Raw genomic sequence first — 16,502 nt, forward strand, 5'->3', positions numbered from 1 at the left:
CTCTAGATCTATGCGTTCATTGAGCGGAACCAAACATTTGGAATACCGCCGCAACACGAACGCAGCACAATCGGACATCGAATACCTGGTCTACACTTGAGTGTTTTCTGTCTTTGGTGCCTGACTTCCACTCGCAGTTGTAAGCTACATTGCCCAATGGCTATAAAGAGAGATTGCCAGCGCTCCCAATAGTGGCCCGAGGGCAACCTCAGCGTAGAGTGCCATGAAGATGGCTGTTACATGATCTTGATAGAACTTTTCTGAACTACCCGAAGTTGCATGGCCTAACGTGTGGACGACCCCTTCTGCAATCGTGCCGATCTTCGTGGGGAACGTACGCGAATCGTTATTCTTACCCCTTCTATGAGTCCGATGGGGAATCAACGCGCCCGAATGAAAAGCTATTGAAGTACTTGTGTTCATGATCAGGTCCTCCTTAGTTGTTGCTAACCTTCTTATTGCAAGATAGGCCTGCAAGGAGACGTTTGCCACGACGTAAATCCAGCAAAAAAGGACGAGAAGTTTTGAGGCTGGTCATTCTTCGGCAGATACTTCTGCCAGCATTGCCCCCATCGCGGTGTCCATTCCGTCATGAACGTGAAAGCCGCGATCAGCAGCGCAAACTCGATTATTGATGAAGAAATCACCCCTCCCGATATCCCTCTACCGGGATATCGGGAGGGGTGATCGGGTAACTCTCGTGGGAGCCGGATAGCACACCCAAGCAAGCTATTGAAAATATTGCGCTTGAAGCGCCGCCTGAATTCAGAGGCTGGCATGTGAGGAAGCGAACGAGGCCAGAGAGCCTTATTTAGGTCAAGCAACTAAAGTCGGAGTCTGAGAGAAAAGGTACACCAAGCCTTCGGCGAATGTCGGATGCGCGAAGATGGAGTCACGGAGAACGGTGTAAGGAAGCTTCGCACTCATCGCAAGCTGAACGGGTGCCATCATCTCCCCCGAGGAGGCACCGCACGCAGTAAAACCGATAATCGTATCGTCTGTCGTGCTGATAAGCGCCTTGAGAAACCCTTCCGTCTCTCCTGTAGTCTGGGTACGCAAAACAGCCTTCATCGCCAGTTTTACGAGACGATAGGGAATTTTCTTTTGTTTTGCTTCTACCTCACTGAGGCCGATTCGAGCCAGCTCTGGATCAACGAATAAGCACGAGGGAACAAGGCGTCCAGCGGTTGATCGCTGCAATCCGGATAGCCTATCCCGTATAACGCGAAAATCATCAAAAGCAATGTGCGTAAATTGTGGGCTACCGGCGCAATCGCCTGCCGCAAAGATACCTGGCACGGTCGTCTCCAGATATTCGTTTACATGGACAAACCCCTGTGAGGTAAGCTCGATACCAGTCGTATCCAATCCAATCCCAAAGGTGTTGGGAACACGCCCCGCGGCCACCATAAGATGAGTTCCCTTTAGTGCTCTTAGCTCTCCATCTTGTTCAAAATCGATAGTGACACTTTGACCTGATAGGCCATGAACTTCTTTCAGTCTTGCGCCTGTTACGATTTCAATTCCCTCGGCAGTGAAGATCTTGAGAAGAAGCTCTGATACGTCTTCATCTTCCCGGTGCAACAGTCGAGAGTTGCGCTCAACGAGAGTGACCTGGCTACCAAAACGCCTCATAATCTGAGCAAACTCTAAACCAATATAGCCTCCGCCAAGAATAACTAGATGCCTGGGAACTTCATCGAGCTCAAGAGCCTCCACATGAGTCAGTGGCTCTGCTTCTACCAACCCGGGAGTTGCATCTATAAAAGAACGCGAGCCGGTGCTAATGACGACGGTCTCTGCTTTAAGCGTACGGCTACTTCCTTCGGCAAGATCCACTTTCAGAGTTTTAGCACCTATGAATTTGCCATGGCCAATAATCAACTCCGCCCCGCTTTTGGCAAAGCGATCCTGATGCATCGCGACCAGGCCATCGACCATAGCACGCTTCCGGCCTCGTATGACCGTAATGTCAACCCGGGAATCCACGGCATGGATCCCATATGAGTTTATGTGCTCAGCAGTGTGAATCACCTTCGCAGAATGAACAAAGTTTTTACTGGGCAGGCAGGCTACGTTTGGACAAGAGCCACCAATATAACGACGTTCAACCAAGGCTGTTCTTTTTCCGCTCGACGCGAGGTTCCAGGCAATATATTTTCCTGCTTCTCCGCTGCCCAAAACGATCACATCATACGATTCGATATTCGCCGAAGCCAATCCGGCATCGATCTCCACTTGGGCGGACACCACAATGTTCATATCGTTAGAAGTCATTCATATCACCAGAAAAGACTTTCGATTCACACGTTGATATCGCACAGAACTTGACCTGTGCCGAGGTTCAGATGGCAGCATCGCTCCTCCCTCAGGGCAGAATGGCCTTGCTATCATCCGATTGATATTGAATCCGAACTGTACATCTGAATCTTAGAACAAGCAGACCCCGTGGTCTTTTCCAAATAACCTGGACTTTATCAAAATGCACGTCTATCAGAATCTTTTCGCATCACAACAAGGATTCCCAATGACACCTGATCTCCAGAGGTAGTCGTAGCTCCATTTCTCGATAGAGCCGCACCATGTCAGAGTTCCGAAGCGACTCGCCACCGTGCATTCTCACAAAGTTACTTCTATCGCGAAAGACCTAACACCTTCATTCCGCCTACACTCCCCTTAAGTACGAGCCTTCTGTCCTCGGAAAGGCACTAACCTCTGCACTATGCCAGGGCGCTCTCAGTCTGGCTATATCCATGTCCTGCCACTGAGCCGCAACGAACCCAACTTGGGTTCACCGAGCAAACCAATACGGAGGAGCTGCGAAGAACCTACAACGGCAGCCCTTGTGTCATTACAAATTTAACACTCGAAAGCGAGGAGCACTCATGTCTAAGACTGAACGCTTCACAAATGCCACCGGTTCACCCGTCCCAGATAACACAAACATCCAAACAGCAGGCCCCCGTGGCCCCGCGCTGCTCCAGGATATTTGGCTCATCGAAAAACTCGCTCATTTCGATCGCGAGGTGATCCCCGAACGTCGAATGCACGCAAAGGGCTGGGGAGCTTATGGAACGTTTACAACGACCCACGACATTACGCGCTACACAAAGGCAGCGATCTTCTCCGAGGTAGGGAAACAGACTCCCCTGTTCGCCCGATTCTCAACCGTGGCAGGCGAACGCGGTGCAGCCGATGCGGAACGCGACATCCGTGGGTTTGCGCTTAAGTTTTACACTGAAGATGGCAATTGGGACATCGTCGGTAACAACACGCCTGTCTTCTTCTTTCGCGATCCCCTGCGTTTTTCGGATCTCAATCATGCAATCAAGCGCGACCCGCGGACCGGACTGAGAAGCGTCCAAAATAACTGGGACTTTTGGACGCTTCTACCTGAAGCCTTGCATCAGGTGACCATTATCATGTCTGATCGGGGTATCCCAAGGTCCTTTCGCCATATGCACGGCTTTGGCAGCCATACTTTCTCGATGATTAACGCCGAAAACCACCGGGTCTGGGTGAAGTTCCACTTCCGGTCCCAGCAAGGTATTGCAAATCTTACTGATGAAGCGGCCGCAGCACTCATAGCAAACGATCGCGAGAGCAATGGACGTGATTTATTGGAATCGATAGAGCGAGGGGAGTTCCCGAGATGGACCCTCTTTATTCAGGTCATGACAGAGGAGCAGGCAAAGTCCCATCAGCATAATCCCTTCGATCTGACTAAGGTCTGGCCGAAGACAGACTACCCTCTCATCGAGGTTGGTGTGATGGAGCTTAATCGCTACCCCCAAAACTTTTTCGCAGAGGTCGAGCAGGCAGCATTCTCTCCCGCCAATGTCGTCCCAGGAATCAGCTTTTCACCCGACAAAATGCTACAGGGACGCTTGTTCTCTTACGGAGACACACAGCGATATCGTCTCGGAGTGAACTTCAATCATATTCCGGTAAACGCGCCACAATGCCCATTTCATTCGTATCACCGAGATGGGGCAATGCGCACAGATGGGAACCTCGGCGCCACAACGAATTACCATCCTAACGCTGAAGGGCTGTGGGACAATCAGCCGGAGTACGCTGAGCCTGCACTAGCGATAGAAGGCAATGCCGATCATTGGGATCACCGCGTCGACGACGATCATTGGGAACAGCCCGGAGCCCTCTTTCGGCTAATGAGTCCTGAACAACAAAAGGTGCTGTTTGAGAACACCGCGCGCAATATCGCAGGCGCTTCTCAGGAGGTTCTCGAGCGTCATGTAGCAAATTGCACCCGTGCAGATGCTGCCTATGGTGCAGGAGTCGCGCGAGCTCTCCACCTCGACCACCTTGTGAAGGCCTGAAGAAATGCGCTGCAAGCACTAAGTCAACAATAAGGGCGATCCTATGCACATGCAGGATTGGGCTACTTACCGCTCCCAACTCGATGATCGAGTTGGGAGCTTGACCAGGCTTAGCCGGACACCGTACCGCGCCACACGCAGTTGAGTAACACGGTGGATGAGCCCAATCATCCCGTCAGCAACAATGCTTCCGCCAATAAGCGGGTGGATGCCCCACAATACCCTTGAAGACAACTGTGAAATGAGCCTGCGTTCTAAATCCAAGCAGCAGTGCGATGTCAACGATCGGCATCCGAGGATCTCTGAGCAGAGTTTGTGCGTGAGCGATCTTCCGACGAAGGATATAGCGATTTGGAGCATAACCAGTCGCCGCACGAAATTGACTCGCAAAATGCATGCGAGAAAGACCAACTGCATTGCTCAGCTCAATCAGGTAAATTGGCCGCAACAGATTTGCTTCAATATAGTCGATCGACCTATTTAATCTCCACTTCGTCAAGGCTTTAGGTTGTGTATCGACCAACGGTGATTGTATTCCCTTCGAATTCAGGGCGAAGAGTCGTGAGGCAAGAGCTAAGCTTATCCCATCAACAAATGTCGGACCGGCGGGCGAGCCGAAACTATCAATATTGATAAGCATTTGAACGAGTCTTCTGACTATGGGACAACCCAAACGTTTCGAGCTGGACAGGACCAGGTCCGTATCAGGAGGATGTCCGAATGCTCCCTCATAGCACTCGGCTAATAGTTCTTGGGGCAGGTACACGCGGAAGCTCCTGACTCCTTCGTAATAGACCACGCGCGCAGCCTGAGATGGCTCCCTCAACCATACGGAGTCTGCTGAAACTCGCCCGCTATAAAACGGTTTACCAGCAGCGAACCACTCTCCCCTTGTTGGACTACAGAAGATCGAGAGCACATGGGAGTTATCTTCCCCTTTGGATGAATACTCGACTGGGTGCCCCAACTCCGGCTGCACCCATCGAGAGAGGGTCGCCTTTAGTCCATCTTCCTGAGAAAGGGGATCACGTGACGGCCTCCTGCACCATTCCAGTTCGGGCAAGATTAGAGACGAGCCGGAATGAGGGATTCCCTCTTCATAGATCTGTTCTCTCGGCTGATCTAATTGAGGAATGAATGACCAAGGTTTCATAGCCTACCTGAACGCAGTGGTGGGTTAACAGAAGTGTTACGAATTTATTCCACTCTCAGCGAGGATCTCCACAGATCTGTGGAAGTCCTGGGACCCAATTGAATTCGCTACTTGAGCACTAAACTTTCCCCAATAAATGCGACAACGTTTATCTTCAAGGTCACAACGAGCTATAGAAGATGGACTATTCCAAACCCACAAATTATGGATCTACAAGAGCTAGTTAATCAGGTATCCCTGCACGTTACATGTCAAAACTTGCTTATTTAGACCAAATCTTGGGATACATTTATTTGCACGCTGAAAATGCCCATCGCTCGCCGAACAAGGGGACTGCAGTGCATTTACTATCGACGCCGGATGGCACTTTGAGATTCGCACAACGACCCGGCTGCCCAGAGAAGAGCAATCCAAGAGACCGAAACAAATTTGCAGGTGAGACAAGACCTATCAGTCCGTATCGGGCGGATGCAATTAACCTACACACGCTAACTGCACAAACGGCGCATAGCTCTCGTCACGGGTAAGGTGGATTTTGAAAGGTAATTGAAGACCCAACTCGACTTGTATACAGGCGTCATAGAGACTGAATCGTTCCCATCATCGCCGTTTTCGTTGGTACTCCGTCGGGCTCACATCAAAGGCGTTTCGAAAAGCGCGCGCGAGGTGCTGTTGTGTTTTGAAACCGCATGCAAAGGCAACATCCGCGACTTTAACACTAGGATCTCGTAGCATATCCTTTGCCCGCTCTACCCTCTGCCTCATTAGAAATTGATGCGGTGTTGTGCTCATACTCTTCCGGAACAGTTGGGAGAAATGCCAAACACTTAGACCCGCAGCGTCTGCCATCTCCTGTAGAGAGAGATCATGCTGCAGATTTGCCTCAACAAGTTCAAGAACCCTCCGCAGTCTCATCGGGGTTAAACCAGCCCCACGACTAACGGCCGTTTGCATTGTGTGCCTCTCCACTAGTGCTGCGGCAAGAGCAAGCTCAATTGAATCCAGAAACAGCTTCCCGCTCGGAAAGCCGACAAGCCGATCTGCATTTACCGCGACCATCAGAGCGCTGATGCGATCATCTCTGAGATATTTCGCGCAATGAATTTTGCTGCTATCAGCTCCCTTACCGACGGTGGCTAAAGCCTCATCAGAGATGACGACTGTCATCACATTCGATTTGATAGACCTCAACCACATCTGCCTATGGCGGGGAAAAAGGAACACGTCATTTGTGTTGTAGTTGAGACGGCCTACTGATTTTGGGGTGAAACCGAAATCAACATAGCCAGGGTCCAATACCAAAGAGATGGTCTGATTGGACATCTCGATTTTTCTAAGCTCTAAATCCTCATTTTTACTGATCGTGACTATCATATCGTTCCGTTCTCGCTACTTTATATAGCTTTGCGATCCGGTCCCTCAATATCGCAAATAATGGTGAAAGCCCGGACATCCGTTATCAAATGTTGTCAATAACTAGTGTTAAGCACACGGGCGAAGGTTAGATAACCTGCCGCATGAAGGTACTGTTCTGCCTTCATACCCTCTCCCTGTAGAAAGAAGGCTTCCGTATGCAAGAGAGGCTACTTCTTCAAAGAGCTTCGATAAAGGTAGGCCCTCGCCGAGTCTGCTAATGTAACGACCGCCGCTCCAAGCATAATCACGTCTTTGATGACCAGCCTCCCAACTCCCGACAAGTAAGGAAAACCGTGTACAGAGTCGCCTAACGCTGGGACCCAGGCTTCGGGCGTCGTGACAAGAAACGAAAGGGTCGTACAAGCCATGAAGATCAACAAGAGACTTCCGACTGCTGCAATCTGAGGACGAAAGGGGTGCAGAGCAATCAGGAGACCGATAAACACAATTAAAATGCCCAATTCACGAGAGAAGGTATACGTTCCATTCGACGTATGCCACTCTCGATGAGCCGCATTCATCTCCCCTTCCTTATTCATATAATGTTTATACTCCGGTGCGGGATGATGGTAGAAGAAGCTTAATACCGGGCTATTTGCCACCAACGGCACGATGCCATCAGCCTCATAAGCAAAGAACTTCAACCCCCCGATCCATAGCAGAACCACAATAAGGCCTAAACGTAATAGGCCCATTCCAAATCGATCCAGCTTTGCCGCTTTGATGTACAACGTTCTAATTCCACCATCTTGATCGTGCATATTTTCCTCAGTTGCAGATATGTTGGGCATTTTTATTCCTCATCTCTCCGTACAAATAGGCTGCTAGGGACACGTACTTCTCGGGCGAATAGACTTCTCATAAACCTAATACTTCCTGCTGCAAGTCTAACTATCGAAAGGCTAATGAGTCTTTCCGCATTGAATTGCATGTTGTGAAAATGCACGGCTACCAGGCATCCGGAAGGCGACTAGACTCGTCGCTCCACCACCCCATCTTCATCGGCAATGATGGCGAAGTTCACCATATCCAGAAAAATTCCATGTTCGACCACACCCACAATCGCATTGATTTCAGTCATCATTTGGTATGGGTCATCAATTGCTACGCCTGTGCAATCAAGCACGTAATTTCGTTGATCGGTGAGGTAGCTGCTACCGTCAGGGCATTCGCGTGGCTTGACAGCAAACCCCAACTCTTCGAGAGCGCAACTTACCAGGGACACTGCCATAGGAATGACCTCAACAGGTATAGGCACACCTCCGAGTTTGCTGACTACTTTGGAAGAATCAGCGATAACGACAAAGATCTTTGAAGAACTCGCAAGCATCTTCTCTCTCAAAAGCTCACCGCCCTTTCCTTTTATTAATGCCAACCCTGGTGCAATTTCATCAGCTCCATCAACGGTCACATCGATCCGATCACATTTATCAATGTCCATGAAGGGGATACCGTAGCTTCTGCCCAGACGCTCAATCTCTCGTGAGCTTGCAACCGCTACGATCTGCAGACTATGATCCCGCACGCGCTCACCAAGCAACCGCACCCACATCGAGACTGTAGAGCCGGAACCAAACCCGACTGTCATGCCGGATTTGACAAGCTCAACCGCATGCTCTGCTGCCTTCATTTTGATTCGTGATCTTGCTTCTCTGACGTTTTCCATCTATCCACCTATCTCGGAATCCCTATCTCTGGTTCCACTCACACTTCAAAGAGGAGTTGGAGCACACTCCTCCCACACAGGCTGGTTGCTTGCTGTTCCGTTGAAAGATATGCGTCGCGCCCCTGCTTCCATCTACTTCTTGCTAAGTGCTACAAGCTATTGCATCCCTGCTTCCCTTGACAATTCGGAGATTACGCGCCTCCCTGATACAACGCCACGACACAAATACAGCAGAATCTGACATCTTCGGATTGAACGATTACCCGGGCTAATGGGGAGCTTGCCATCAATCGGCAATTCACCGATCTGACATCGGGAATGAACACTAAAGGCAGACGTCGATTATGCCGTGCACTTCTGTAAACGACTTCTCAATCAAGGAAGACTGATTGGAGGACAATCTCTACACTCGAACTGGAATCAAGAATTGAAAGCGCGAGATAGGCAGCCATAGCTACTTCGACTAAAACTTCGATGTACTACGTCCAGAGAATTGAGCACAGGGGCCCTGCACTCCAGGGCTCTCGCCCGTGACACAGATCAACCACATGTGCGACGAGAGATGAGATTCATGTCATAAATTGCCTTGTCCGCGTCATGGTGTTGAGACGAAGCAGCGCCTAACATGAGCTTCACAGGGGATGAAGTCGAGACGCTTATCGATGAAGACCATCAACAATACGATGTCGGTTGGACAAGGTGTGGCGGGGAGATTGAACCGAGATGAGATGAGCGAGAACTCAACACTCATTCGGTTTTTCCACCTCTGGCATTTGCTTTCCCTCGATGCGCCTACCGTTGCTGCCCTTTGGACCTGGTTCATTCCTACGGCTATTCACACGCATATATCTGCGTTTGCACCGCTTGCGATGTTTCTTGCTGTGTGGGTGCTCTATGCTTCCGACCGGCTCCTCGATGCTCGCCGGTCTGGCAGTAAGCCATCAGTCGTAGACGATCTCGAAGCACGCCACCGCTTCCACGATCGCCATCGGAGCGCCTTCTCCATCGCAATCATTGCTACAGCGGTACCACTTGCACTGATTCTTCCTCACGTGCTTGATAGGGCTATGCATCTCTATCTCATACTGGGCGTTTTTCTTACCGGCTATTTCAGTCTCGTCCATATCATCGACTATGCCTATCGCCTCCCTAAAGAGTTGGTTGTAGGGTTCATTTTTGCCGCGGCCGTGTTCATTCCCGCAGTGGCGACCAGACCGGAACTCCAGGTTGGTCTGGCTCCAGCTGCTCTACTTTTTGCTGCTCTTTGCAGCCTCAATTGCCTCTTCATTTACTTCTGGGAACACGAGTCCAGTGGCTCCAATCTTTATCGCCCAGTACATTTCGTCACTCGTTTCGCACTTCGCTATCTGAGTCAGATCGCCACCGCTGTCATGGCCAGTGGAGTCATGCTTGCCTTTCTGGGCGTACTAATACCCAGGCCAATCTCACTGGCCTGTTCAGCTTCACTGTTCCTTCTATTTCAATTACACCGTAATCGCCGAATCATCTCTGCGACGACACTACGCGCGGCAGCAGACTTTGTTCTTCTTGCGCCAGTACTCTTTCTACCGTTTTTAACCTGCGCATGAAGCAATCTAAAACAGTTTAGATTGCTCCATGCGGCCATCTGCCATGATTACAATAGTTTGCCGTCTGCGACATCGACCTTACCCATATGCAGCTCGGTCACGCTAGACTGGTTATCGCCTAGCAAGTAGAGTCCCAAAGCACAACAAACGCTCGATTGATCATTAAGCAACCTTATGCTTCATGCTTTTCTGCCGCTGCGAATCGAACACACAGTGCAACAGCTTTCGCAGCCTGCCGAACTTCATCCAATTTAGGGAACGAAGGCGCAATACGAATCGTACGATCTTCAGGATCATTTCCGTAAGGGTGCGTCGCACCTGCAGGAGTTAAAACGATACCAGCGTCCCTGGCCAATGCGACCACACGCTTCGCACATCCTGCAGGTACATCCAGACTGATGAAATAACCACCCTTAGGCTTAGTCCAGGTGATCCCCGAAAGCTGTGACAACTCAGCGGCAAAGATCTCCAGAACTGCTTCAAACTTCGGTGCCAGCAGCTCCCGATGCTTCTCCATCAGCGCAGCAATGCCTTCTTTATCTTTCAAGAAGCGAACATGGCGAAGCTGATTGACCTTATCGGGTCCAATCGTCCGTGGCGTCAAACGGCTCAACAACCACTGCACGTTTGGTTGCGATGCGGCCATGGCGGTAAGGCCTGCACCCGCGAAGGTGATTTTGGAGGTGGAAGCAAAGACGAAAACTCTATTCGCGTGTCCATACACGGCACTTCGCTCCAGGAGGTTGGCTATCGAGACCTGTTCCGAGGTAAGGTGATGCACTGCATAGGCGTTGTCCCAGAAAATACGAAAGTCGCCGGCTGCAGTTTTCATCGCGGCAAGTCGTTCCACTACCGCGTCGGAATAGATCGCGCCCGTTGGATTGCTGTATTTGGGAACGCACCACATTCCTTTAATCGATGGATCCGCGGCTGCGAGTTCTTCCACCTCATCCATATTGGGCCCATCTTCCTGCAGCCCGACAGAAATCATGCGAATACCGTAATCCTCACAGATCTTAAAGTGCCGATCATAGCCGGGAACAGGGCAGATAAAAGCGATATCGCTCTGTTTAGACCAGGGCTCGGGACTATCGCAGGTACCCTTGAGAAGCGCGAATGCCACGATGTCATGCATTAAGGCAAGGCTGGCATTGTTCGCGATGACAATCTGTTCAGGCGGAGCTTCCAGCATGCTGGAGAACAGATGGCGCACCTCACTCAAACCTTGCAACCCGCCATAATTACGAGTATCTACGGCATTCTCGGCCATAAAATTCGGCACACCAGGAAGGTTCAAGAGCTCGTTACTGAGATCGAGTTGCTGTGGGGATGGCTTCCCGCGCGTGAGATCTAAGGTAATACCTCGCTGCTGAAGTGCAAGGTATTCCGCTTGAAGCTGCTTCAAAGACATGCCGATCGCCTCCTGAGATTTCATCGCAGACTAATTTCCTTCAGACAAAATCACGCTAGAGCCAATTAGAAATCCAGCTTCGTCCTCAGTCAACGAGCCACGACGAGAACCGGCCAGAGCAACACAAGAGGCTGCATCAACCAAGCAAAAGTGGAACCATTCACATGGTTCCACTTTGCGGTTGCAAGATAACATCTAGGAGATTCCTGTAGCAAAAATCCTAGGGACCGCAGCCGTACAGCTATATGGGTATGGCCAGGTCGACTCGAACTACAGTGCTACCAGAGTCCCAATTACATCGGTTCATAGGGCAATCGGTCTAACTGAACTTGATATCGTCCAGATCGACCGACACTACAAGAGGCTCCGAGAGAGGTGTGTTATCAGGTCTCCGAATAAACACTCGGTGCTTTACTGGGATAACGATCCCCTCCACCACTTTGTGCTCATAGGTATAGTGAGCCGCAGGGCTGCTGCCAGCAATATCAACATCGTAATCGTGGCGTTGCAGAAGACCGGACTGGTCAAAGTAGAAGATTTGCTGCTTGCTATGGGTTTCGATCGTATCGGGGAAGAGGACCTTCAAGCGGCGCCAAGTCGTCCCATTCTCCTGCCAGGGCTCGAGTTCCTCCGACTCCACACCTGGAAGAGCAAAGAGAAATGGCGTTGTCAGATATGTCCACATTGCATAGCCGGCGAAGTACGCAAGCTGGAGATCATCCCAAGGAGTTTCCAGAGTGTGCCCTTCAAATGATTTACGCGGATTGAGCCGTTCCTTGAGAATGTCACCGGTTGAGGACTCAATTGCGACACGGAGGGGCTCAAGCACTGAGCGACGGCTACTCCCTGTAAAAGGCGTATGGGATGCCCACTCGCGATGGAGGTCCACGGTAACATGCGAGTCGTTGATTACACCGTCCTGGCCTTTCATTGACCAGAGTACCCCTCCAACCAATTGATGAGCACTCATTTGCTTAAACTCGCGCCAACGCTTTATGCCTCCGTGCGCATTCATTGCTAATTCAGCTAACTCATTCATTTCGCTTCCCTTTCAGCTTGAGTATTCGAAACCCTCGAATGTGATAAACACAACACCCGTAGTGATCTCGTTGTAAACATCACCGGAGAAGGTGTACGGCAATCTACGCAGATCACCGTATACCTTCACCTATAAAAACAACCTTCTAGGAATTCTGGAAAGGAGAATTCTGGATCTGATCGTAAAAGTTGCTGCGATTGTAGTTACGAATGAAATGTGAGCAGATGTCCTCGTTGCAGGTCGCTTCAGTGGTTTGTGTCTTATGTTCAAATCCACCGAGAAATGCCTTGGCGATGCTCTGCTTGAAATCGACACGAGGATATTCGGCAACCACCTTTTTACGAATGTCCTCCGGAAACTCCTGATACCCGATGCCTAAGACGTCAAGGCCTACACCGTTGTAGAGTAGCTCGACCTCAACAGGTTTGTAAGCAGCGATGCCAGGCGTTGTATGCAAGGCGATTGCGTCCCATGCAGTCTGGATTCGCTCATTCGGCACCTTGTGATGTTCAAGGAATTGACGAACGGCATTGGCGCTATCAACCTCAAAGCGGTCTGCCTCGCTGCTAAACTTTTTCAAAAGTCCGAGATCGTGAAAGGCAGCGCAGATAAACAGCAATTCAACGTCGAAGCTTTGCCCTGCCCTACGACCCTGCTCATTGGCCCAAAAGAAGACGCGATGGGAGTGATTGAAGAGAAGGGGTGTACTGAACTCACGCAAAAGGCCCGTAGCCTCTCTGGTCAGCTTACTGTCAGGAACTCCTGCTTGAACCCTTTGGTATTGCGATGCCGGAGTTGGTACTGGGATGACGACCTTGGGGCTGCGAAAGGTAGCAGGTGTTGGCGAGCCTCCCTGGGCGAGACCTACGGCTGTGACTCCTGCAACGGATGCCATTGGAGCACTTTTTAGAAAAACGCGGCGTGTAAGCGACATGATCAATCTCCTTCGATCTAGGTTGTTGGTTCGTGGTCAGGCGATGATGTCTATTAATCGTCAATCTCTCGGAAGCTTGACTCTATAAAGAAACTAAGAGGAAGTCTTCCGCTATCGAATCAATCTTTCAAAATCGCACGATAGCTTGACTGCTGGTGAGGACTATCTTGTCGGTCGAGATACCTTTTGAAACTCTTGTCCACACCTTGTCTTGCTCCTAAGCGGTTATCGCTAAGACAAAGCTTAGAGTCGATCTCTTGCTACAACAACGACATAGACACGACACTTTCGGACATACATTCGCCCTCATCGTTCAAGCATCAGGATGTCCGATATCGCTGCATCTGTGTCATGGCCCCAGCCCGTTAAGGCCGCTAGGATATCTACTGTTTCTTACAATACTCTGGGGGAATATGGCGCATTTTACCGTTTTGACAGGCTCCGAAACTCGGCCACTTTCATGGCAGACTTTGCAGACTCAATTGGAGATCAGCGGACATACGACCGCCGTAGTGAGCTTGAATAATGTCTCATGGGCATCCGGACTCGATGCAGCAGCAGATGCCTTAGCTCAGAAGGTCGGACCAACATCGCGAGCCATACTCATCGGTCATTCCATCGCAGGATTGGTCCTGCCCGCTCTCGGAGACAGACTCGGTGCCATGTCAGAGATCTATGTTGCAGCCTTCCCTCCCCAAAGAGGACAAAGTTTCTTCGATCGATTGCTTTCGGGTGAAGAAATTTACGATCCCACATGGGTAGACGGGTACCAAAGCCTGATCCGGTCGAAAGATCCTCTGACCACACATCGCCACTTTCTTGATTACCATCTGTTCCACGATTGCCGCGCGGATACCGCAGATTTGTACTGGAAAAAATCAGAACTGCCGCTTGATGTGATTTACAGCACTCCCTACCTATCAGAACTTTCTCTAAGGAGCAGGCATTACATTGTCTGTGCTTCAGATCGGACGGTCAGGCCTGAGTGGCAGAGGCACGCGGCATCTCTATTGCCTTACGCAAGCGTTACAGAGATAGACTGCGGACATTGCCCACAAATCGCGAGACCTGTGGAGCTAGCCCAGCAACTCCTTCTGGCTGCAAATCATCTCGATGCCTAATCATCAAGAGGGCTTATCGTGTATCTTCGTGAATCAACGGTCCCTAAGCCTGTGCTATTAAACGACGAAAATTATGCAAAGACTTCTTCTGCGCTGATAGACGCCGGTGCGGCCCGATGGAATTCGCAGCAGACCTTGAAGGATGCCATTTAGCCCAGAAGGACCACAAGCACGTGATTGAGCGTGATCAAGATTTTTGATATCCCGTAGAATGCTGGGATGCGAAGAGTCGTCATTGTCGGTCAGCCTCCGGTCCAGATTTTGGATGTGACTGGCCCGTTAGAAGTTTTTTGTAATGCCCCCGGTTATGAGGTGCAGATCGGTAATCCCGGTATGGAAAACTCTCTACGCACTCATAGAGGTGTTTCACTCACTGACGCTGCTCCGATCAAAGAGATCAAAGGACCGATTGATACATTGGTGATTGCCGGCGGACCTGGGTCGGAGACAGGTATCTACGATGAGGAGTTCGTCTCCTGGATCGCAGAAGCTGGTGCACGCTCTCGCAGAATAGCGTCTATTTGTACTGGAGCGTTTCTCCTGGCGGCAGCAGGGCTTCTCGATGGCAAGGAAGCCGTAACGCATTGGCATTTCTGCGATCGGTTGGCGAAGGAGTTTCCTAAGGTTAAAGTTCGCCCTGAGCCAATCTTCTTACGTGATGGGTCCGTGTACACGTCAGCCGGCATCACCGCTGGCATCGATCTCTCTCTCGCACTAGTCGAAGAGGATCATGGGCACCGGGCAGCTCTGGACGTCGCCCGTTTCCTGGTGATGTTCCTGGTACGTCCGGGAGGACAGGCACAGTTTAGCCATATGTTGTCCAGACAGGCGGTAACGTCACAACCACTCCGAGAACTGCACGTATGGATGCTGGAGAATCTGAAAGCCGACCTTTCGGTTGATAATCTTGCCGATAGGATGGGCATGAGCGCGAGGCATTTCACTCGGGTTTGCCTAAAAGACACGCAGATGAATCCAGGGCAGTTCGTCGACAGAATGAGAGTCGAGGCAGCTCGGCAATTAATCGACAGTTCTACGATGGGATTAAAAGAAGTTGCCGACCAGTGTGGTTTTAGTACAGCAGATTCAATGCGCCGGGTCTTCCTGCGTGTTCTTGGAATCACGGCCGGCGAGTATACAAACCGCTTCAAGAGCACAATGGCCTAATGCAGCACCTCGCAAGCTATGATTAATTCTGCGGGGTAGAAACTCAAACAGATACTCCTAGCTGACCGCACTATAGCAATCCAAGCCCGTCTGGGCTGATTTGTAATGAGCTACCATTCGATTAAATGACTTTACGTATATGCGCGCCGCAGCGCTCTCATATGCGCTGCGGCGCCGAAGAAGTGCTGCTGTCCGATTTGGTATCGCAGGCTTCAACATGATTGGACGAAGCTCCCCATGCTCGTCCGCAATTCGGACGGGAAGTATCGTAATCAGCCGTCCTCGGCGAACAATCTCAACGATTGCACTGATAGTATTCGCCTCGATCGAGATATGAGGGGCAATGCCTTGTGCCTGAAAAACAGATCTACATATTGCCGCGTCACAAAGTCGGTTGTAAGAAGAGCGAGTGATTCCCCTGCAGCTCGCTTTTTGTCATGGTAAGGCCTTGCTTAATGCTGGAAAGAGAGGCTGCCACCATTACACTTAATTTCTCTACAAATAGGGGGCGGCAATCAATCTCGGGTGAACGCACTTTGGAGAACGCAATCCAAGATCGAAGTTGTCTTCCATCAAAGCGGGCTCCATCTTGTCCTGCATCATCTTCTGGATGTTGAGTAGTATGCCCTGATAACGCGCGCTAAAGGTTTTTATATGCTGTAACCG

The 16,502-nt window shown here is 50.5% G+C and carries 14 protein-coding genes; 4 read left to right on the top strand and 10 right to left on the bottom strand.

The features are described from left to right. Nucleotides 1-144: 144 nt before the first annotated feature. Nucleotides 145-423 carry a hypothetical protein gene (locus HDF15_RS06545; RefSeq protein ID WP_184253902.1) on the bottom strand — a complete coding sequence of 93 codons (279 nt, stop codon included), beginning with the start codon at nucleotides 421-423 and terminating at the stop codon, nucleotides 145-147. A gap of 393 nt (nucleotides 424-816) precedes the next feature. Continuing rightward, nucleotides 817-2,277, bottom strand: a complete 1,461-nt coding sequence (locus HDF15_RS06550) for an NAD(P)/FAD-dependent oxidoreductase (protein ID WP_260330896.1) — start codon at nucleotides 2,275-2,277, stop codon at nucleotides 817-819. Between the two features lie 608 nt (nucleotides 2,278-2,885). On the opposite strand from HDF15_RS06550, the gene HDF15_RS06555 reads away from it, so the two are divergent. Continuing rightward, nucleotides 2,886-4,340: a catalase gene (locus HDF15_RS06555; protein WP_184253905.1), complete on the top strand. Its 1,455-nt coding sequence runs from the start codon at nucleotides 2,886-2,888 to the stop codon at nucleotides 4,338-4,340. Nucleotides 4,341-4,515: 175 nt separating this feature from the next. Here the strand turns inward: HDF15_RS06555 and HDF15_RS06560 are convergent, their stop codons facing one another. The 4 genes from HDF15_RS06560 to rpiA form a co-directional block, all read right to left on the bottom strand. Further along, nucleotides 4,516-4,980: a helix-turn-helix domain-containing protein gene (locus HDF15_RS06560; protein ID WP_184253907.1), complete on the bottom strand. Its 465-nt coding sequence runs from the start codon at nucleotides 4,978-4,980 to the stop codon at nucleotides 4,516-4,518. Nucleotides 4,981-6,093: 1,113 nt separating this feature from the next. Then, nucleotides 6,094-6,867 (bottom strand): helix-turn-helix domain-containing protein, encoded by a 774-nt coding sequence (locus HDF15_RS06565; RefSeq protein WP_184253908.1) that lies wholly within the window; start codon nucleotides 6,865-6,867, stop codon nucleotides 6,094-6,096. A gap of 209 nt (nucleotides 6,868-7,076) precedes the next feature. Then, nucleotides 7,077-7,700, bottom strand: coding sequence for a YkgB family protein (locus HDF15_RS06570; protein ID WP_260330897.1), 624 nt, complete (start codon nucleotides 7,698-7,700; stop codon nucleotides 7,077-7,079). A gap of 179 nt (nucleotides 7,701-7,879) precedes the next feature. Then, the gene (rpiA, locus tag HDF15_RS06575; RefSeq protein WP_184253910.1) at nucleotides 7,880-8,575 is read right to left on the bottom strand and encodes a ribose-5-phosphate isomerase RpiA; all 696 of its coding nucleotides are present in this window, start codon (nucleotides 8,573-8,575) and stop codon (nucleotides 7,880-7,882) included. A gap of 662 nt (nucleotides 8,576-9,237) precedes the next feature. Between rpiA and HDF15_RS06580 the strand changes: the two genes are divergently transcribed. Then, the gene (locus tag HDF15_RS06580; RefSeq protein ID WP_184253912.1) at nucleotides 9,238-10,164 is read left to right on the top strand and encodes a hypothetical protein; all 927 of its coding nucleotides are present in this window, start codon (nucleotides 9,238-9,240) and stop codon (nucleotides 10,162-10,164) included. Nucleotides 10,165-10,336: 172 nt separating this feature from the next. Here HDF15_RS06580 and HDF15_RS06585 read toward each other — a convergent pair whose 3' ends face one another. From HDF15_RS06585 to HDF15_RS06595, 3 genes are all read right to left on the bottom strand, one after another. Further along, the gene (locus HDF15_RS06585; RefSeq protein WP_184253914.1) at nucleotides 10,337-11,599 is read right to left on the bottom strand and encodes an aminotransferase class I/II-fold pyridoxal phosphate-dependent enzyme; all 1,263 of its coding nucleotides are present in this window, start codon (nucleotides 11,597-11,599) and stop codon (nucleotides 10,337-10,339) included. Between the two features lie 295 nt (nucleotides 11,600-11,894). Further along, nucleotides 11,895-12,614 carry a hypothetical protein gene (locus HDF15_RS06590; protein WP_184253915.1) on the bottom strand — a complete coding sequence of 240 codons (720 nt, stop codon included), beginning with the start codon at nucleotides 12,612-12,614 and terminating at the stop codon, nucleotides 11,895-11,897. A gap of 145 nt (nucleotides 12,615-12,759) precedes the next feature. Continuing rightward, nucleotides 12,760-13,548, bottom strand: a complete 789-nt coding sequence (locus HDF15_RS06595; RefSeq protein WP_260330898.1) for an HD domain-containing protein — start codon at nucleotides 13,546-13,548, stop codon at nucleotides 12,760-12,762. 413 nt (nucleotides 13,549-13,961) lie between these two features. On the opposite strand from HDF15_RS06595, the gene HDF15_RS06600 reads away from it, so the two are divergent. Together HDF15_RS06600 and HDF15_RS06605 are read left to right on the top strand one after the other, a co-directional pair. Continuing rightward, nucleotides 13,962-14,669 (top strand): alpha/beta hydrolase, encoded by a 708-nt coding sequence (locus HDF15_RS06600; RefSeq protein WP_184253917.1) that lies wholly within the window; start codon nucleotides 13,962-13,964, stop codon nucleotides 14,667-14,669. A gap of 219 nt (nucleotides 14,670-14,888) precedes the next feature. Beyond that, nucleotides 14,889-15,836, top strand: a complete 948-nt coding sequence (locus tag HDF15_RS06605; RefSeq protein WP_184253919.1) for a GlxA family transcriptional regulator — start codon at nucleotides 14,889-14,891, stop codon at nucleotides 15,834-15,836. Nucleotides 15,837-15,893: 57 nt separating this feature from the next. On the opposite strand, the gene HDF15_RS26405 is transcribed toward HDF15_RS06605, so the two are convergent. Next, a complete protein-coding gene (locus HDF15_RS26405; protein ID WP_184254376.1) occupies nucleotides 15,894-16,250 on the bottom strand; it encodes a LysR substrate-binding domain-containing protein in 357 nt (118 codons plus the stop codon). Nucleotides 16,251-16,502 lie beyond the last annotated feature (252 nt).

The sequence above is a fragment of the Granulicella mallensis genome (assembly GCF_014203225.1).
Lineage (GTDB): Bacteria > Acidobacteriota > Terriglobia > Terriglobales > Acidobacteriaceae > Granulicella > Granulicella mallensis_A.